Origin of the sequence: Candidatus Hydrogenedens sp., assembly GCA_035378955.1 — a bacterium.
Classification (GTDB): Bacteria; Hydrogenedentota; Hydrogenedentia; order Hydrogenedentales; family Hydrogenedentaceae; genus Hydrogenedens.
In genome coordinates, this window is the sequence record DAOSUS010000020.1 from 17,499 (window position 1) to 37,412 (window position 19,914).

The window sequence follows — 19,914 nt, forward strand, 5'->3', positions numbered from 1 at the left end:
AACAATAATCGTAGTTTAGACATTAACCCGCTATTCAGTGGGTTGTGTTGGTGCTGAGTGCATGATGGCGGAACCCGGTGACCGCCATCATGCCTTTTTGTTTTACATTCTAATAGGAAAGGATGTGAACGATGAATAGATGGCGTCGGGGGAAGGTAAAACAAAAGGGGTTCACACTGATTGAGATGATGATAGTAGTAGCGATAATTGCAATAATAGTTGCAATAACTATTCCGACCTTGATACGCTCGCGGATCCATTCTAATGAGGCATCTACTATCTGGAATTTGAGGGCTATTTGCACGGCACAGGTGTCATATCATTCTGCAAATAATACTTATGGTGATTTCAACAGTCTTGTGAATTCGTCTGCTAATCCTACTACCCGTTATTTAGATGAATCTTGGAGCGAAGGATGTATCCGTCAGGGTTATGTTTATTCTATGCCACAGATAACGACTGTGCAGTTTGTGTGTTATGCATCACCTCAGACAATAGGCTACTCAGGGAATAGGTATTTTCGGATAGACCACACGGGAATCATCCGCTACAACGAATCTCAATTGCCATCAGGTAACGACCCTGTAATTGGCGACCCTCAATAATTTTTATTGAGGAATGAGTAAAGTATTTCCAATAATTTTTCTCGTGGGATGGTTATCTGACTTACGGTTCCTGCTTCTCGGTATTGGTTCCTATCTTTTATACCCTCGCGTGCTTTTTCACCGTAGTATAAGTCCTTCACGCAGACTTCTCCTTTTTTGAGTTCATCTTCGCCTAATATAACGGCAATGGGTATATTATAGTGGTCTGCATGGGATAATTGTTCCCCTAAAGTTTCTTTTGTTTTTTTACCAAGATAGACACTAACCTTTAAGCCTTGATTGCGTAATTCTTTTGCTATGGATAATGCTTCAGTGATAGGGACTTTCCCTACTCGGGTAATAATGACATCATATATTGGTTTTTGTGCATCTATTAGTTGTAATTCTTCCATAGCACTTATAAGTCTATCTATACCGATTGACATTCCTGTGCAAGGAATGGCTTTGTCTGTGAAACGGGAGACCAGCCCGTCATATCTTCCTCCACCCATAACAGAGCCAATATGGGGAGCCTTTTTGAGTGTCATTTCAAAAACAGGACCGGAATAATAGTCCAATCCACGGGTAAGTGATGGGGAAAAAGAGGCTTCGGTATCGGGAATGTCCAGGGCGGATAAATATTGGTCAAGTTCTTCCATAGTAGAGATTGCTTGTTGTGATTCGGATTGTTCCGATAGATGTTGTTTGATATTCCGAATAATTTCTTTTCGTGTTGCACCGCTTATGCTGATGAAATTGATGATTTTTTCAATAATATTATTGGATAATCCAACACCTTTAATGGGGTCTCCAGAATCGTCAATACGACCTTCTCCAAGTTCTTTACGAACATTTTCAATGCCTACTTTTTGCAGTTTGTCAATAACGCGTAGAATGTGCTTCTGTGTATCTATATCTTTAATACCGTTTTGTATTAATAGAGCATCAATTAGTTTTCTGTTATTAATTTGTGCCTGAAAATCTTTAAATCCGAGGATTCTCATGACTTCTACCATGATAGCAATAATTTCTGCATCAGCAGCGGTGTTGGGTGTTCCTGCAATATCAATGTCCATCTGGATAAATTCACGGTATCTTCCTATACCCGGTTTATCGGCACGCCAGACAGGACCAATAGTATATCTGCGGAAAGGAACTTTAATTTTTTCGGGATATTGGGCGATAACACGAGCAAAGGGGACGGTGTGGTCAAACCGAAGACAGGATTGTTCTCCTTCGGGTGTTTCTAAAAGGAAGATTTCTTTGTTAATATTTTCTCCACCCGGACCGAGCAAGGTTTCTTTTAATTCGATGGCGGGTGTTTCTATGAAAGCAAAACCATATTTTTCATAGACAGAGATAATTTTTTGTATTATCTCCTGTCGCATTTTGCTTTTTGGTGGGAGATGGTCTTGAAAACCTTTGAGTAAACGAGGTTCCACGGTTTTTTTTGTCATTTTTTGCTCCTGTGAAATTTACAGCATAAAAGATATATAGAGGTAAAAATAAAAATTGTTCATATTTTAAATCTTTGTTAACTTTCTTATCCAATGGTGAAACTTAAAAGAATATCTTAAAGTCTTATAATTAAATTCCTTTTTCTTCTGTTCCCCATGGGGCTAAATCAGTTTTGTAGATGTTGGTTTAGCCCCTTTTTGTTTTTTAAAAGGAGAAATTAGAGATACCAATAGCTGATTAAAGATTTTTTTGTTTTGAAATATCTGACCTTTCTGGATTGCGTTATAGTGAGAAAATCCGTGGCGAAGTATGCCTGCAACAGTGGCAAATTCGGGATTGTTAACAGATTGGGGTATGTTGGGAATGGCGTATTGAGGTTTTGCTATTCGAACGGGTGCATTGAATATTTTTTCGATGAGGATGTTCATATTTTGTAAATTTGCCCCTCCTCCTGCGAGAACAATACCCCGAAGTAAGGACTGGGTTAAATCTTTTTTTTCAATTTCTTTTTTTAAGGTTGTAATCATTTCCTGGGCACGGGCGAAAATAACACCTTCCAGTTCGATTTTAGGTATATTTTTGTTAAAACCGTCTAAAACGGTTTGAAGGGAAATGGGCTTTGTCCTTAATTCGTTTGAAATTAAAGATGGAGATAGAGGAGTGTTTCCGATGGGCAGATTTGATTTTATGTATTTGTTGATTAGTTCTTCAGAAATTCCATAATCGCAGATGAGTTTGTGGGCCTCCTCAAAGTTTATTTTGAACACGGCGGAAACATCTCTCGACATAAAGATAGTTCCGAAATCAAAAGTAGCGGTATATATTAGTTTATGTTCAGAAAACATGATGAGGTTAATGGTGCTTTTTCCTATGTCTATTAACAAAGTGCCTAACTCCATTTCTTCCGGAGTTAAAGCACCTAAAGCAGTTGCAATGGGGTTATAAACAAAATGGTCAATTACAGAAAAGGAGGGATGTAACTCACTTTCCACGCAAGATTTTAAGTTTTCCGTGATGACTTTTGGAATAATTGTGAAGTGGACACGGATTTTGAGTTGTTCTGCTCGCATTCCTAAGGGTTGTTGAACTGCAAAATTGTCAATATACCATTCATAGGAATTAAGAGAAGTAAGTAAATCTTTATCGGATTTGCTAATTTGTTGTTGAGCAATGTTAAATACCTTGTAAAGATGTTCGTCGGTAATTTCTTCGTTTTTGAGTTCTAATGTGGCTTCTTTTGTATAGGTTTCGGCACGGGGTGTATTAATCCCTATAGAAATTAGTTTGGGTGAAAGGGAGTTTGTTTTTTGTTGAGCCATAGTTAAGGCTTTGCGAAGTGCATGTCGTGCGGAATCCATATCCTGTATTAGTCCTTTGGATATAGCACTTGAAGAAGGGGCTGTTCCGTGTCCAATAATAGAGAAATTGCCGTCTTTTGTTTGTTCTCCTAAGAGAACGCGTATATTATTTGAGCCAAAATCTATGGCGATGATTTGTGTTGGTTTTTTAAACAAGGCTTTACACCTTCCCGTTAAAAAGGTCAATTGTATTTTGAGTGTTTGAGTTGTATAAAGGTTTATGGTTGGTTGAAGCATTTTCTATTGATTGGAGAAACCAAAGAGTTTCTTCTAATCGGCGAACTGTAGATTCTCTTTCTTTTATCTGTTTTTGAAGTTGTCCCAATTGTGTTTCTTTTTGAGATTTTGTTGCTTCGAGTGAGTCCATTCTTTGAAGCAGGGTCATTGCTTGGTTCTCAAAATCGCGGATTGATTCTTTAAGGGAACAAATGGACTGATTGAGTTCTTCGATATTTTTTTCGGTAGCGTCAAATTGTTCTTTGTATTGATTTAAGTTGGCCATTTCTGCTTCTTTTTGTTGTTGAAGTTCTAAAATCTTTTTTTCAATATCTGAAATTTTATCCTGAGTAGTCTTAATATGATTTTCTAAAATATTTTTCTCTTTTTCTGTTTTCTGGGTTATTGATTGTTGTTCTTTTAATTCTTCCTCGATTGTTTTAATTTCATTCTGACAAATATTAAGTTGTTCTTCGACCTGATGTATCTCAGAACTTAAACTTTCAATCTGGTATTCTGTACTTCTATAATCAGTTTTTACTTTCTCTACTTCTAATTTTGCCATTTCTTTTGCAAGTTCTATGGCTTTTGCTTTTGCCGTTTCTGGAGTTCCATTAGCAATAGCTTTTAATGTATCTAATAGAATTTCTTTTACTTCGTTTTGGGGAATTCGATTGAGTTGTTGTAGGAAAGTAGAAATATCAATATTAGAGGTTTGTTCCGTAGTATGTATAGGTTCAGGTTTAACAGATGATACTTTTTCTTCTGGAGTAATTGGAACAGGGGTTTCTATTGTAATTTTATTTGTTTCTTGCACCTGAATTGTTGGGGAAGGGTTTTCTGCTGCTTTTTCTGGAAGGGATGTTTCTTTTGTATATAAAGATGATGATTCTTGTAATGTGTGGTTATTATTATTTGTAACTTCTGTTGTAATCCCTGGGTAGTCAGTTTCTTTTGTAAGATTGTCGGGCTGGTGTATATCTATATTTTCAACTTCGGGTAGGGGCGTTGAAATTTCATCGGTTGAGGGAAGTATATCCTGAGGTGGAATATTGTCAACAGGTATGGAAGTGGATGTTGTTTCCGAAGTCGAATAATTATTTTCAACTTCAGAAACGGAGCTTGTGATAGGCTCTTCACTATCATCTACTAAGCGAATACCAGAATTAATAAAATCAGATACAACCTTCTGATAAGACTTTGTCCATTGTTCAAACATGGGCTTGTTAGGTTTGCCTCGCATAAAATCAGCGACAACACAGCATAAAAGGGAATATAATTCAAGAGATGGTTCAATAGATAGATGTGATTTTCCAACCCTATCTGAGGAGTAAATAATTCGTGCTATATCTACAAATAATTGTTCTAAATCTTTTCTTTTGTTTTGAGAAGCGACTTCAATGCAATTTCCTAATATAGGTAATGCGGAATCAACCCATTCACGAGAGTTCGGAAATAATTTTCCTTCTTCAATAGCTTTCCTAAGGTTTGTTAATAATGGAGAGATTTTTTTTCCTAATTCCATTATTTCTTCATTAGGGTTTGTTATTTCTATTGTTTCTCTGTCATTATCTGAATCTGTCTCTGATAGCAAAGCTTCTTTCTCTTCATTTTTTACAGAATCATCTGGAGAATTAGAGGAAGTTTTTTTATTGAAAATGGACTTTCCTTGTGTCCAGAAGAGTCTTGAACGATTTCCAATTCGCACGGTTCTTTCCTCCAAACAAAATTTTTAATAACTAATATACATTATATAGTATTTACATTGTATATATAATACTATATATAATAAGAAAATGAAAATAAATAATCAAAAAATATTTTTGATTATTTTAAGGTTTGGAGGATATTTTCTAAATTTTTTTCGGTTATGGTTAAATGGGAGATGTGTTTTACCACAGAGCCATTTTGCAGGATGATAATTTGTGGTGATTGATGTTCTACTTTAAGTGTGTCAGCGAGATGGTTTGAAAGAGGACGAGAATCAATGACATTAATTAGATAGGTATTGTTTTTGTATTCTGTATGTTTTTCCAGGAAGGCATCGGTTTCTTTTTTTGCATTCCAGGAAATGGGGCAACGATTACTATGTTTGAAGAAAATTAGGATACCCTTGGTTGTATTATTTAACAAATTATCCAATTCTTCCAACTTGGTAATTTCAATCATATTATTTGCCTTAAAAATTTTAAAGTCTATCTTTTCGTGCCAATAGTTCTAATTTCAATCCGATCCATGCAGTTTTTAGAAGGGGTAATATTCCGCGTTTGAATACACTTTCAAAGACCTGTGAGAACAGTTCAAATTTTTTACGGGAGTAGGGATGCCAGTATGCTTCCATACGGTTCCATTGGTGGTCTATCAAAATGCTTTTAATGTTGGAGAAAGCATATAGTCCCTGAGCCCCGCGATACCTTCCGAATCCGCTTTCTTTAATACCGCCGAAAGGTAATGCGGAATTGGCTTGAGTTGCAAGGACATTATTAATGGAGACATTTCCGGTTACAATTTGTCGAGCAACGCGTTCCGCTCGTTTTTTATCTGCAGACCATACACTTGCGGAAAGACCGTAAGGGGAATCGTTTGCCATTTGAATGGCTTCTTCTTCTGTTTTGAAGGGGGTAATTGTAACTACAGGACCGAAGGATTCATGGTATTGTATACGATAATCTCTACCAACATTTGTAATTATAGTAGGTGGGAATGCATGACTGTCTTTTCTTCTTTCTCCTCCGCAAAGGATTTTTGCGCCTTTTTGTTTTGCTTCTTCAAGTTGGGACTCGATTTCTTCAATCTGGAAGTTGGCTGTCATACATCCAACATCTAATTCTTTTTCATCAGAAGGGTTTGGGGTGTTTGCGAGTGTTCTCAATTTTTTAGCTTTTTCGACCATTAAATTGACAAAAGGTTCGAATATTTTTTCCTGAACAAAGATGCGTTCGACGGAAGTGCAGGTTTGTCCGCAGTTGGTAAAACTACCCCAAATAGCGCCCGTAACGGTTCTTTCTAAGTTTACATCTTCAAATACAATCATGGGGTCTTTTCCACCTAATTCTAATTCTACAGGGATAAGGTGTTCTGCGGCTTGTTTCATAATAATTTTGCCGACATCAACACTACCTGTAAAATGAATTTTATCGGGTTTCTTTTCAATAAGCAGGTTAGCGGTTTTACGACTGGCATAAGCGATTTGTAAAGCCCCTTTCATAAAACCTGATTCTTCGATAATTTTTTCGTAAAGTCCTTTCAGAGGGGTAATTCGTGAGGGTTTTATTATAACGGCATTTCCAGCGGTAAAAGCACATACGAAGGGAACAAAGGAGAGATGGAAGGGGTAATTCCATGGAGAAATGATAAGAATAATACCTAATGGGTCATAAACAATTTTCGATTTTTTACCCATCAATAAAAGAGGTGTTGGAACTTTTTGGTCTCGCAAGATTTTCTCTCCATATTTCTGATAGTAATCAATCTGGTCCACAGAAGGAAAAACTTCAAGAAGTAGAGCGTCTGTTATGCACTTGCCAGTTTCGCGGGTTATAAACTCAGCGATTTTTTCCCGATGTTGGATAATGTATTGTTTAATTTTGTCCAGTTCATTAAGTCGTTCTCGTACCGACATGGAACTAATGATTGCAAATGCTTTTTTAGCTGTGTCATACATTTTTTCTACATCAGCTTCAGTAATTTCCTGGAAAGAATAAAGGAGTTCTCCTGTTTTTGGGTTTTTAACTTCGACTGTTGGATGTGTTGATAAAGTTGCTTCCATAAATATGCTCCTTTGTAGGTGCCGTAGTTTTATTTATTTAGACTGTGTTTAGGTGGAAATGTTTCTTGTATATCTTAACTGATTTTATCTATATTTGCCCAGACTTTCTGGAAAGCGTGAATGTATTGTTCCACAAGTTCGGGTTGTTCGGTTGTAAAGTAGGGCAATGATATGGCTGTCCGATTGGCTTCTTCACATCCTTTGGGAGTGCCTTCTTTAGGAAGCACGGGCATATAGTCCCACCATTTATTTTCACTAAAAAGAGGATAAGTATGAAGTAATGTCCACTGATACTCCATGACATCTACACCTTCCGCTTTTAATGCTTTGACGATTGCGGAACGGGAAGCTCCTGCTTTTTTCTCATCTATAAACATTAAGTTTCTTGAATAGTAAACTCTTTCAGCGTCTGGACGGACATATTGAGCTGAAAGACCGGGAAGTTGGGTAATGGCGTCATTGAGTTTTTTCATTTGAGCAACGCCTTTTGCGTTTCTCTCTGTTAATGTTTTTAACTGGACATTGGCAAGGATTGCCGCAATGGGGTGTATTCTTAATTTACTACCCAAGGCGGTACCTTGATATTTCCTATAGGGGCTATCTTCTGGGAATGTTTTGGGTAGGTCATAGTTTCCAAAGGTTACAGAGCGTTCATAGTCGCGAATATCTTTATACATGGCTATTCCACCTTCAATAGCAGGTAGGGGTTTTGTCGTTTGAAGGCTAAATCCTGCCATTCGACCCCATTTACCAATGTATATATCCTTTAATTTGGCACCATGTGCATGACTTGCGTCTTCAACAACTTCCAGTCCGTGTTCTTTGGCAAAGTCCATAATTAAATCCATATCACAAGGGACACCATACCAATGAACAGGCAGGATAGCACGAGTTTTTGGAGAAAGTCGTTTTTTACAGTCTTCCACATCTATGTTCATGGTTTTGGGATTAACATCAACAAAAACGGGAACATATTTTAAGAAACGCATAGGAACTACGGGGAACCAGGTGCTATAGTCGGGGACGAGTACTTCACTGCCGGGAGGTAAGTCGAGGGCGAATAATGTAGAAGTTAATGCACTTGTGCCATTACAGTGGGCTTTAACAAATGGACAATCGAAGTGTTTTTTCCATGCTTCTTCGAATTCAGCGATAGGTGCATAACTTGGATTTTTGATTAATTCGGAAACTAATTGAATTTCCTCATCACCGTAGATAGGCCATTGTGTTGCATTGGACGGAGGAGATTTTACAGCGGGAGAACCTCCATTGATTGCTAAAGTTTCTTTTTTAAGTGTTTCAGAGTTTGGTTGAGCAGTTGCCTTTACCTGGCTTCCTAAATAAATAGTAGAGCCAACAGTGGCTGTGGTTTTTAAAAATTCTCTGCGTCCTTTTTGTTTTGGTGCATTATTCATTATACTTTCTCCTATATTATTAAAAGTTTATTGTGAATGTTGTACTGTATTATTATCATAAATATAATCAATAAAGTCAATTGAAATTATAAAATAAATAGATAAAAGGATATATTAATGGCAAGCAAAAAATATATTCAACTATTTTTTATTGGGATTTTATTGGTCGTAGCCATTCTTTTTTTTATTATTATTTGGTCAAAAAATCGTGTGAATGTTGCGGAAATAGATAAGTCATTTCAATATAGTCTTGATGTTATGTATTCCGATGGGTTGCATAATTCTAATTCTGATATGATTTGTTGGCGAGGGGTATTTTATTTAATCCATGCAAATTCTCCATTTCATTTAGGAAGTAGTCGTTGCAAGTTATTGTTATGGAAATCGAATGATGGGTATAAATGGGAGAAGATAAAAGAATTTAATTCACCGGGGGAAGATATACGCGACCCCAAATTTGCAGTGATTAATGAACAGTTATTTCTTTATGTGCTTGTTAACAGGGATTTTTTTGCGGAGCCATATCGAACCTTGTATGCGAAGTCAAAAGATGGAAGAAATTGGACGCCTTTTGAACCGTTGAAAGGAGATGCGGAAGGTTGGCTTTTATGGAGACCGAAAACGAGAAATTCTGTAGAATGGTATGTTACAGGGTATTGGAATGAGCATGGAAAATCGGCGTTGTTTTGTTCGAGAGATGGAATTTATTGGGAGTTGGTATCTGTAATTTATGAAGGGGATAGAAATGATGAGACTGATTTTGAATTTTTACCGGATGGGACAATTATTTGCACGGCACGATTGGAGTTTTCCGATTCATGGTTAGGACATCCTGAAGGAAGTACTTTGATAGCCACAGCAAAACCTCCCTATAAAGAGTGGAATAAGACCCGTAGTAATGTAACGCGATTGGATGGTCCTTGTTTGTTTGCTTTTGATGGAAAGGTTTTTGCAATTGGGAGAAGGGATTATTGTAATACAGGACCTTTCTGGTATATGGGAAGTATTTTGAATAGGAAGCGGACTTCTTTATGGTATGTAAGCCCTGATGGGCTTACATGGTTAACAGATTTCCCCAGTGCCGGTGATACAGTATATGGTGGAGTTGCTATGCGTGGGAATGAGATTTATATGTGTTATTACAGTAGTCCTATCACGAAGGATTATCCATGGATAATAGGTATGTTGGGGCAGACAGATATTTTTATGCTGAAATGTGATAAGGATGATTTTAAAAAGTTTGTCAGGTCTAAAATAGAAAAATAGTAAGCAAATTAATTATAACTCAATCATATTAAGGGGAGAATCTTAATTTTTATAAATAAAATTTATTTGAGGAATGTGTTGAGAAAATTAAATAAGTGAGATTTTTTCGCGTATTATTTTCTGCTGGGATTTATTAAGTCGAATGATGTGTGTAATGCCTTGATTTAATAATAATTCTCTTGCTTTTTCTAATTGGTATCCAACCTGTTGGACATTATGAGAATCATCTGCAAAAGTGAATGGGATTTCCAATTCGACTGATTTTTGGATAATGAAAATATCGGGGAATATGCGTTGTATAGGTTTCCTTAATCCGCTGGTATTGAGTTCGAGAATGCAGTTGTTCTTTTTTATTTCTTCCAGAGTTTCTTCAATGACCTTGAGCAATTTTGAAGAGTATTCGGGAACTTCTTCAGGTTTTAGGAAACAGGTGATTAAATCAAAATGTCCTACAATATCCGGTTTTATAGAGATAATCATCTCTTTTAAAGTCTGGTAATAAGCAATCATTAATTTTTCTAATCCGTGATATGCCTCAACAGCCTTATAAAATGTTTCTGAAGAAAAATCGGTCATGTAATTATTAACCCAATGGACTGAGCCGACTATATATTCAATATTTCCTTCTCTTATCAATTGCTGGTTGAAGGAGATATAGTCGTTAGGGGGGACTACTTCAATTTCCAAACCTTTTAATAGTGTAATTTGTGAAGCATATTTTTTTTGAAGATTATCAAGGGTATCGCAATAAGCATAGAAACTATGGATAAGGTCTTGGGGCGTTTTTTTTAATTCAATCTCTTCAGGGTAAAGGTATGCTTCATGTTTGCGTGGAGCATGTTCTGAAAAACCATAAACTGGCATATTAAGTTCGATAGCACGCAAAATGATGTCTTCAATATTGCTTTCTGCATGGTCGCAAAACTCTTTGCTGTGTCCTCCATGCATGGAAAAGAACCATGGAATTGTTTCTTGCATGAAAATTTTCTCCATACAATTTAGATAAACTTTCAAAACGAATTTTATTATGATATGCTAATTAAAAGGAAAATAAAAAATAGATATTGAGCAGGAGATGAAAAATGAGTTTTTTTGTTTTGCTCTGTTATTTGACTTTTTTGCGACATTAATAGCCCATGAGCAACCAATTATGGAGGTTTGTGGTTTTAAGTTTACAGAAGGACCGTTGTGGGTGGATGAATTAGGTTGGATATTTAGCGATATACCTGCAAATACAGTTTATAAGATAGCAAATCATGAGGTTTATTTGAGTCCCAGTGGAAACTCAAATGGTTTGGCGTTGGATAAGAAAGGAAATATCCTTTTAGCGGAACATGGAAACCGAAGAATTTCGAGGATGTATCGAAATGGGAATATCGAAGTTGTTGCGGAAAGGTATCAGGGGAAGCGTTTTAATAGCCCTAATGATTTGGTAGTTCGTTCGGATGGAAGTATTTTTTTCACTGACCCTCCTTATGGTTTGCCAGGGGGGATGAATGGACCGAATGCGGAACTTAATTTTTGCGGGATTTATGAAATTACTCCGAAGGGAGATGTTTTACTTATTAACAAAAAATTGAACAAGCCTAACGGTATTGCTTTATCAAGAGATGAGGAGATTTTATTTGTCGCAGATACAGAACAAAACGCTATTTTTAAGTTTTTATATAAGGACAAAGAATATCCAATGGAGGAAATAAAATTTTGTGATGTGGCGTCCCCAGATGGAATAAAAATAGATAAGCAGGACAATCTTTGGGTTACATCGTCGGAAGGGGTGGTTGTGTTTAACAAGCAAGGGGAGAGGATAGATATAATTAAAGTTCCGAAACATCCGGCTAATTGTGCTTTTGGTGGGAAGAATGGAGATGAGTTTCTTGTTACAGCCCGTGATTGTGTATATTTATACCGTTTGAAGAAAGAAAAATAGTGTAAAAATAAAAAAGTGAAAAATTGAAACCTTATTTATATGTAATGTTATGATAATAATCCTTTCTATTAAATAATAATGAGGAATTATAAAAGAATAGGATATTTTAAATTAGAAGGTAAGAATTTATGATAGATTTGAAGAAAATAAAATCAGCAGAGGTATGGCGGGAACAGAGGGAAGAGTTAAAGAAGCAGTTTTTGCGTTATTTGGGTGAAGATATATTGGTGTTGAGCGACCCTCTTTATGAAGAGATAGAAGATGACAATTCTGGTATCTTTGTGCCGCACACGAAGGTTATTGACGAGATTGGGGAAGATGAGATTCGGAGATATAAGATTGAGTATTCTGTTCATGAGGAGGAACGGATTACTGCATGGGTTTTCGCCCCCGAACGGAATAAGAAGGAATCTATACCTGCTATTCTTTGTTGTCATGATTATGTTCCTCAGGGGAAAGATGAGTTTGCGGGTATTGATGGAGACCCTCAATATGCAATTGCCCGAGAACTTGCATACTCTGGTTACATTACTATGGTTCCAGATTGCTTGTATTTTGGAGAACGAACAGAACCGAAACGAGCAAAAGGGGGTGCGAAATTCCAGGATATGAAATGCTCTAAAGTAGTGTATCAAGGAAAACTAATTATGGATTATCTTGCGGGGCTTCGCGTTTTTGGAACATGGTTTACAACCGACATTACAAGTATTGGTGTATTGGGGAAAGGTTTTGGTGCTTTGCAAGCAATACTTTTAACAGCCATAGAGCCATCTATTCAGGCATGTGTTGCCATAGGTCCGTTGTCCTCATGGAAGGATAAAAGGAATAAGAATAACTGGCTTTTCCAGAGTGAAAATGATTTAATTCCAGAACTTCGTAAGGAGATAGAAGCAGGAAAAGAAACTTTTGATATTGAACATATTCTTGCACTCTGTGCTACGAGCGCGGTGATGATTATAAATCCTTTAGGAGAGACGGATAATACTACTAAAGGGAAAACAAGTATTCCTTATATCAAATCTGCAGAACGAATATATGATTTGTTGGGAATGCCAGAGGCGTTGCAGGTTGTTCAAAGGAAGACGAAGAATTTCGGAAGCACATTATTGCCTGTTATTGAAGATTGGTTTGCTGAGTGGCTTTAACAAATATAATTTTCATGTATAGGAATTAAACCTTATAGAGGGATTGTTTTGCTAACATGGTTGAAATTTACAAAAATAAGATAGATAAGTTAATTCAAAATGTGGAGCGTGTTTTTTTAGGTAAAACACACGCTATCAAACTTTGTGTAACGGGAATACTTTCGCGTGGTCATATTTTGATAGAAGATGTTCCGGGAATGGGAAAAACAACACTGGCACAGGTATTAGCCCGTTCCATGAATTGTGTTTTTCATCGGATTCAATTTACCAGCGATATGTTGCCATCGGATATATTGGGAGTGTCTATATTAAATCCAAGGACGACAGATTTTGAGTTTCGTAGGGGACCGATTTTTGCTAATATAGTGCTTGCAGATGAGATTAATCGGACTCCACCGAAGACCCAAAGTGCCTTATTGGAAGCCATGAGTGAAAATCAGGTTTCTGTGGATGGAAGCACCTATCCTTTACCGCAACCTTTTATTGTTATTGCGACGCAAAATCCTATTGAGTATGAAGGTACATATAGTTTGCCAGAATCACAACTGGATAGGTTTTTGATTCGACTGGAAATAGGTTATCCTCCTGCAGAGGAAGAACTTGTTATTATGAAAAAAAGAGAGGTGGTAAAGGAGATAAGTGAATTACCCCCTGTTTTAACATCGGAGGAAGTTACCGAATTACAGGAACAGACCAAAAAAATATTTGTAGATGATTCAATAATGGATTATATCTTACAGATTGTTGAACAGACGCGGAATCATGAACAGGTAGAATTGGGAATAAGTCCCCGAGGGACACAGAGTTTGTATGTAGCAACACAAGCATGGGCACTTATTAATGGAAGAGATTTTGCAACTCCGCAGGATGTTCGGGAAGTAGCCGAACCTGTGTTATCTCATCGGTTGATTTCAAAGTCGAGGTCTTTTAATTTAATACATATAGCCGAAGAACGGAAAAAAATTATTCAGGATATTCTCCAAAGGGTTCCCATTCCCCGTTAATTATGATTTCAGGATTACCTACACGAAAGAAGACGATACGAACTTTTTGGTGGGGGGAAGTTTTTTTTACGATTCTTTTACTACTTTCTGCATGGAATAGTGGTAATAATATCTTATATCTGGCTTTTGCTATATGTTTCTCTATTGCAATTTGTGCGGAAGTATTTTCGAAGTGGAATTTCATACCACCCCGTCTTGAAATATTAGTGCCGGAGCAGGTAACAAGAGGAAGTGAGGCTAATATATGGATACGGTTAAAGAATATGAAAAAGCGAACTCCTTTATTTGGGATTTCTGTAGAAGGTGTAATCGAGGATACACGGGGTGTGAAGACAAGGGTGTTCTGGAAAAAAATACCTGTATTGCCTGTAAATCAGTATATTGAATTTTCATTGGAGCAGAAATTCCCGAAACGAGGTCGTGTGCAAATAACAGAGGTAGTGATACGGTCCGAATTTCCGTTGGGAATTGTTGAAAGAGAGGCGTGGTATCAAGTGAATGCAGAGGTATTGGTAGTGCCAAGAACACAATTTTTAAAGGTGCAATCATTAGGAAATTTTGCGGGAGGAAGTCGTGTCCCAACACGAACACTTATTTCTGAATCGGGGGATTTTTATTCTGTTCGGGAGTATCAACCGGGGGATGATTTGCGATATATTGCATGGAAAATAAGTGCTCGTTTGGGTGTATGGCTGGTTCGAGAGTGGGCGTTAAGTTTACCCAATCAATATTTGATTTATCTGGATTTAAGAAGACCCGTAGGAGAAAATAATGAAGAGATTTTTGAGGAAATGATGGATTTTGTTGCCTCTCTGGCGTTTTCTCTTCTCATGAAACAATTTCGAGTGGGTATATGGACAGAAGAGGATAAGATACCTTTAGGACATGGAATAGGACATTTGAACTTGATTTTGAAAAAACTTGCATTACTTCAGCCTAAGGATAATAAGGAAATGAATGAAAAATTATGGAATCGTTTTGTTCAGGAAGGTAGAAGTTCAAGGTTATTGCTTTTGTCGGTAAATCCGGAATTATGGGGACAAGTTTTATCAACCGGTATGAGGGTGGTAAATCCTGATGTTATTTCTGCAGGAAGATAGACATAATTTGATGTTAAAGTTATCGGTATTGATTGCTGTAATGTCGGCATACCTGGCATTAACAGCCGTTCGGTACTATGGGATGATTATGTTATTTGTTCCAATAGTGCCATTGGTATTGAGTTTTTTTGTGGAGAAAATTGTTGAGAAATATCCCAGATATCCGTTTTGGATTCAAATTCCTTTGTGGATAGTGAGTATTCTTCTACCTTTATTAATAGCGTTATTGGGAATATTGGATACTGTGCTTCTATTAACGGGTATGATACAGTTAACATTAGTAGCACGACCTAAAGGGATGAAAGAATATCTATATATAATACTGATGAGTTTCTTTTTATTGTTGGGAGCTGGGGTTCAGGCACCTGAGTTTGTTGTAGGTATTTCGTTTATTTTATTTGTATGTTGTGTTTTTATTCTTTTACCGATAGTTACAGTGGTTTATGGTAAAGATAAACAGGGAAGGAGTATTTCTGTTCCATGGGTTCAGTTGAAGCAAATATTTCCTGCTTATCGGTTTTATCTGGTGATTTTTGTTTTATTAAACATTGTTGTAGGTTGGTTTTTTATTATTTCTGGTTTTTTGTTTATGCCTCGAATGGAGGCAGGTATTTTTGGTCGTGATTTGGGAGCCATTTCACGAACAGGGATTGCTACCAGTGTCTCTTTAAGGGGGGGACAAACAATTGCTATATCCTATACGCCCGTGATGAGTGTGTTTATACCTTCGACGGGGATAGGTCCGCCGATACCTCAGAATCAATTATATTGGCGTATTACAAGTTTACCGACTTATTTAGGGATACAGTGGCGTAGATGGCCTTTGGAGGATTCGTATGAACCTACAAGTAGTTCTATTTCCTTTTTGGGATTATTGAGAGCCATTCAGGTCCAGAAGAATGATGTTAAGAGTAGTATTCTCTTAGAGAAGAGAAGGGATATGCCTTTTAGAGAGGTAATACAAGATATATATCTTGACAATATTCCAGAGGATGGAATTCCTGTATTGGACCGTGTGAGGGAATTTCGTGTAAGGGAATCAGGAACTCAGGTGTCATTAAATTGGGATTCGACGAAGGATTATACAGTATCATTTTCTTCTAATAATGCACGCAGGTTGGTTTATCGAGTTGTTTCGGACCTTATTCAATGGGATGGAACGAGATTGAGAACGGCACCCGATAATTATAAAGAAACAATGTCTCAGCGGGATTATGATTTGTTAACTCAACATGATTTATCGCCAGAGGTGCAAGCCCGAATTCAGAGGATTGTAGAAGGAAAAGAAACCGTTTATGATAAGGTTCTTGCGATAGAAAAGTGGTTATCAGGTCCAGAATTCCAATATACTCTGGATATTCCTCCGTTGCCGGGAGACCATCCTATGAATGCCTTTTTTACGCAAATTCGGCGCGGACATTGTGAGTTATTTGCCAGTGCGATGGCTCTTGCTGTGCGAAGTTTGGGGATACCGTCTCGTGTAGTTTCAGGTTATGTAGGAGGGGAATGGGACGCACAAAATCGTTCTTATATTGTGCGAGAAGGGATGGCTCATTTATGGGTGGAGGTGTTATTCCTTAATTACGGGTGGGTCCCGTTTGACCCTTCGCCGTTACCCGATTCCAGTTACTTTATGAGAAACCAGATTATAATGCAGTTAACGCGTTGGATGTTAAGAACGCGAATGTTCTGGTATCAGCAAATCGTAGGATTTGACCGCGGGTTTCAATTGCCCAGTTTTGGACTTGAAAGATTTGGTTTTATAAAGAGTTTGGATGATTATATCAATCCGGGTAGAAAAATAACGGTTCCTTCTGTAGGGACTGTAATTATTCTTTTAATAATTTTAGCTATTCTTTATCTTTTGGGGTTAATATGGCAGGTATTGTGGAATGTCGTTCATCTTTATCGTGTTAAAACAAGGGAGGTTTATCTAACAAAGGACCAGTATGAAGCAAAACAATTATTTAAAAAACTGGAAATTCTGTTCGAGAAGAATAACTGGAATGTTCGGAATTTAACTGTTGAGGAAATAGTGAGAGAATTGCCCGATAGAATTCCTTCCTTGTATGATGAAGTTCAAGATTTTTTAGAGGATTACAATTTAATACGATTTGGAAAAAAGCCATGGGATGAAAAGAAAAAAATGTATTGGTGGAAAAAGATAAGGGAGTGGCGGAATAAGAGGTATTGGAAGGAAGATGTTGGCAGGTAATATGGGTAAAAATTTTAAGTAAAGTTATTTTTTCTTATTGTTCAGGAAGAATAAAACTTCGTTGGCATCTTGTGTGCCGATAATTATATCTACAAAATTGTCTTGATTTAAGTCAGCAGAGTTTATGGATACGGGTTTCCCTGATTTTATGGGATATTTTTCTATTGTAAAAAGAGTGGGTTGGGTAGTGTTTGTTTTAGGATTTGAACCTTTGTTTATCATAACAATGAGTTGTTGCCCTTTCCTATCTGCAATTGCAATATCGGGGAGGTGGTCATTATTAAAGTCGAATACAGTTATGTCCATGATTTCGGTATTTACTTCCGGGTTTGTAGTATTGAAGTTGTAGGTTTCCGATAAACGGAAAGAAAAGGGAATGGTGTCTCCATATAAAATTTCGAGGGGTTGATTGATTTTTTTATGACTGATTACAATATCTGTTTTCCCATCGGCATTGAAATCTGAAAGAAATATCCGATTGGGTTGTATACCTCTTGTGAGAATTCGAGAGTGTTCAACAAATTTATATTCCTCATTCCCTTTCAGAAATAAAATTTCTCCCGAATTAAACATTGTTACTGCAATATCGGTTAATTTGTCGTTGTCAAAGTCAGTTATTGCGATTGAACGGGGTCCTCCCGGTGTAGGAATGATTTGGTGTAGAACAAGGGATTCCTTTGAATCTCCTAAAAGAATTGCAACAATATCACTACTCCATCCTGTAGTGATTACATCCTTTAATCCATCTTTATTCAGGTCAGTAATTACCAGAGAAGTCAATCCTGGAATTGTGAAAAAAGGTTGTTCATCTCCATCAAGAAGTCGTGAGTATTTTAAATTATCATCTGGAATTTTTATAGAAGTAATGGTGAAAACATTTTCTTCCTTCAAATTATGAAAGATTTGGATGTCCTGATTTTTTTTTGCGAGGAAATTTGCAACGACAATATCTGGCCATTTTAGAGAGTCCATATTGGCAATAGCAATGGCATAGGGAGCAAAATCGGTCTTTAAGGAAGGGTGTAATTTTAGATAATTTAAAATCCCTTGAGATAGAAGTATAGATAATTCGTCATTTGCAGGTTTTTCTTCCCGGGGATTTCGCATTTCGCCACGGTCTGCGGTAACAATGTCAGGGATTCCATCTCCATTGAGGTCAGCAATTGCAATGGAACAAGGGTTTGGACCTACTTGTAAGAATTGAGGATGAAGCGAGAAAGTCTGAGAATATACGAAATTAGTTGTTAGGAGTAGTAAGAGAAAAAGTATATATTTTGATTTGTTGAAGTAAAATGTCATTTAAGCCCATCTTTCTTTTTTGTAAATTGGATAGCAAGTTTTATGGCATGATACAAACTTTGTTCGCAGGCAATACCCTTACCTGCGATATCAAAAGCGGTTCCATGGTCAACAGATGTCCTTATAATAGGTAGCCCTAATGTAATATTAACCCCTTCGTCCATAGCGATAAGTTTCATAGGGATGTGTCCCTGGTCGTGATACATAGCGATAACCATATTAAATTCTCCGAGATACATTCTTCGGAAAATGGTATCTGGCGGGTAGGGACCAGAACAAGGAATCCCTTTCTTTTTACATGCATTGATGGCTGGTAAAATAATATCTAATTCTTCATTCCCAAAAAGTCCCTGTTCACCCGCATGAGGGTTAAGTCCAGCAACACCAATATGAAGATTGCGAGGGCAAATTATTTTTAGTGCGTTGTATCCGATTTCAATCGTTTTTATTAAATCTTTTTTGTTTAAACTTTGAATGGCATTTAATAAGGACTTATGAGCCGTGTGATGAACAACCCGCATATTTCCGGCAAAAAGAGACATCCGATAATGTTTTGTTTTTGTCCAGTCTGCTAACATCGTAGTATGTCCATCATAAGGAATACCTGCTCTTGCTAAACCTTCTTTTGTTATGGGACAGGTTACCATAGCATCACATCTTTTTTCCGTGCACCATTTCACTGCTTGGCGAATCCATGCCGTTGCGGAAGTGCTATTTTGGGGGTCAAGGATTCCCGGTTTCATGTCTAAACTTGTATATTCAAGTTCAATGATACCAATTTTACTTTTTAGTTTCGGGGCTTCTTCAGGGATATTAATTTTGACAGGTTCTAAATAGTTGTTTAATTTTCTACAATAATATAGATATGCTTGAATGTTTCCGAGTATTATGGGGGTGCATATTTTTGTGATTTCTTTATTTGTTAAGACTTTCCCAATAATTTCGGGACCGATACCATTAATATCTCCCATTGTTATGGCAATAATCGGTTTGGAACTCATATTAAAAATCCTAAATAAAGGGCGAAAATTAGTTTAAAGGTTCCATTTTTTGTTTATTATTATACTTGAAACGGGGAAGAAAGTTTCTTGTATGAAAGTAAAAGAAAATAGGCAGAACCACTATATTATAGCATTCTGCCTATTTATGTAAAAT

The 19,914-nt window shown here is 36.9% G+C and carries 16 protein-coding genes; 7 read left to right on the forward strand and 9 right to left on the reverse strand.

Translation table 11 applies throughout. The features are described from left to right. Positions 1-131 precede the first annotated feature (131 nt). Entirely contained in the window at positions 132-605 is a 474-nt protein-coding gene (locus PLA12_06060; protein ID HOQ32059.1) for a prepilin-type N-terminal cleavage/methylation domain-containing protein, read from the forward strand. Here the strand turns inward: PLA12_06060 and hisS are convergent. From hisS to PLA12_06090, 6 genes are all read right to left on the reverse strand, one after another. Further along, positions 599-2,041 (reverse strand): histidine--tRNA ligase, encoded by a 1,443-nt coding sequence (hisS, locus tag PLA12_06065; GenBank protein ID HOQ32060.1) that lies wholly within the window; start codon positions 2,039-2,041, stop codon positions 599-601. The two genes, PLA12_06060 and hisS, sit on opposite strands and share 7 nt — an antisense overlap. A gap of 162 nt (positions 2,042-2,203) precedes the next feature. Then, positions 2,204-3,556 (reverse strand): cell division FtsA domain-containing protein, encoded by a 1,353-nt coding sequence (locus PLA12_06070; GenBank protein HOQ32061.1) that lies wholly within the window; start codon positions 3,554-3,556, stop codon positions 2,204-2,206. Between the two features lie 4 nt (positions 3,557-3,560). Continuing rightward, positions 3,561-5,324, reverse strand: a complete 1,764-nt coding sequence (locus PLA12_06075; protein ID HOQ32062.1) for a hypothetical protein — start codon at positions 5,322-5,324, stop codon at positions 3,561-3,563. 119 nt (positions 5,325-5,443) lie between these two features. Further along, a complete protein-coding gene (gene ytxJ, locus PLA12_06080; GenBank protein ID HOQ32063.1) occupies positions 5,444-5,785 on the reverse strand; it encodes a bacillithiol system redox-active protein YtxJ in 342 nt (113 codons plus the stop codon). Between the two features lie 19 nt (positions 5,786-5,804). Then, the gene (locus PLA12_06085; GenBank protein HOQ32064.1) at positions 5,805-7,385 is read right to left on the reverse strand and encodes an aldehyde dehydrogenase family protein; all 1,581 of its coding nucleotides are present in this window, start codon (positions 7,383-7,385) and stop codon (positions 5,805-5,807) included. 74 nt (positions 7,386-7,459) lie between these two features. Continuing rightward, positions 7,460-8,800 carry a DegT/DnrJ/EryC1/StrS family aminotransferase gene (locus PLA12_06090; GenBank protein HOQ32065.1) on the reverse strand — a complete coding sequence of 447 codons (1,341 nt, stop codon included), beginning with the start codon at positions 8,798-8,800 and terminating at the stop codon, positions 7,460-7,462. Between the two features lie 117 nt (positions 8,801-8,917). On the opposite strand from PLA12_06090, the gene PLA12_06095 reads away from it, so the two are divergent. Then, positions 8,918-10,066 (forward strand): hypothetical protein, encoded by a 1,149-nt coding sequence (locus PLA12_06095; GenBank protein ID HOQ32066.1) that lies wholly within the window; start codon positions 8,918-8,920, stop codon positions 10,064-10,066. 87 nt (positions 10,067-10,153) lie between these two features. Here PLA12_06095 and PLA12_06100 read toward each other — a convergent pair whose 3' ends face one another. Continuing rightward, positions 10,154-11,044 (reverse strand): histidinol-phosphatase, encoded by an 891-nt coding sequence (locus PLA12_06100; protein ID HOQ32067.1) that lies wholly within the window; start codon positions 11,042-11,044, stop codon positions 10,154-10,156. Positions 11,045-11,141: 97 nt separating this feature from the next. Here PLA12_06100 and PLA12_06105 point away from each other — a divergent pair, with 97 nt between their 5' ends. From PLA12_06105 to PLA12_06125, 5 genes are all read left to right on the forward strand, one after another. Continuing rightward, the gene (locus tag PLA12_06105; protein ID HOQ32068.1) at positions 11,142-11,996 is read left to right on the forward strand and encodes an SMP-30/gluconolactonase/LRE family protein; all 855 of its coding nucleotides are present in this window, start codon (positions 11,142-11,144) and stop codon (positions 11,994-11,996) included. A gap of 128 nt (positions 11,997-12,124) precedes the next feature. Next, positions 12,125-13,141 carry a dienelactone hydrolase family protein gene (locus PLA12_06110; protein HOQ32069.1) on the forward strand — a complete coding sequence of 339 codons (1,017 nt, stop codon included), beginning with the start codon at positions 12,125-12,127 and terminating at the stop codon, positions 13,139-13,141. Positions 13,142-13,197: 56 nt separating this feature from the next. Beyond that, complete coding sequence (locus PLA12_06115) at positions 13,198-14,145, forward strand: MoxR family ATPase (protein HOQ32070.1); 948 nt, start codon at positions 13,198-13,200, stop codon at positions 14,143-14,145. 2 nt (positions 14,146-14,147) lie between these two features. Continuing rightward, positions 14,148-15,245: a DUF58 domain-containing protein gene (locus PLA12_06120; GenBank protein ID HOQ32071.1), complete on the forward strand. Its 1,098-nt coding sequence runs from the start codon at positions 14,148-14,150 to the stop codon at positions 15,243-15,245. Further along, complete coding sequence (locus PLA12_06125) at positions 15,223-17,460, forward strand: DUF3488 and transglutaminase-like domain-containing protein (GenBank protein HOQ32072.1); 2,238 nt, start codon at positions 15,223-15,225, stop codon at positions 17,458-17,460. The genes PLA12_06120 and PLA12_06125 overlap by 23 nt, the downstream gene beginning before the upstream one ends. 24 nt (positions 17,461-17,484) lie before the next feature. On the opposite strand, the gene PLA12_06130 is transcribed toward PLA12_06125, so the two are convergent. Then, positions 17,485-18,759, reverse strand: coding sequence for an FG-GAP-like repeat-containing protein (locus tag PLA12_06130; GenBank protein HOQ32073.1), 1,275 nt, complete (start codon positions 18,757-18,759; stop codon positions 17,485-17,487). Then, positions 18,756-19,760 carry a 4-hydroxythreonine-4-phosphate dehydrogenase PdxA gene (pdxA, locus tag PLA12_06135; protein HOQ32074.1) on the reverse strand — a complete coding sequence of 335 codons (1,005 nt, stop codon included), beginning with the start codon at positions 19,758-19,760 and terminating at the stop codon, positions 18,756-18,758. Before pdxA ends, PLA12_06130 begins: the two co-directional genes overlap by 4 nt. Positions 19,761-19,914 lie beyond the last annotated feature (154 nt).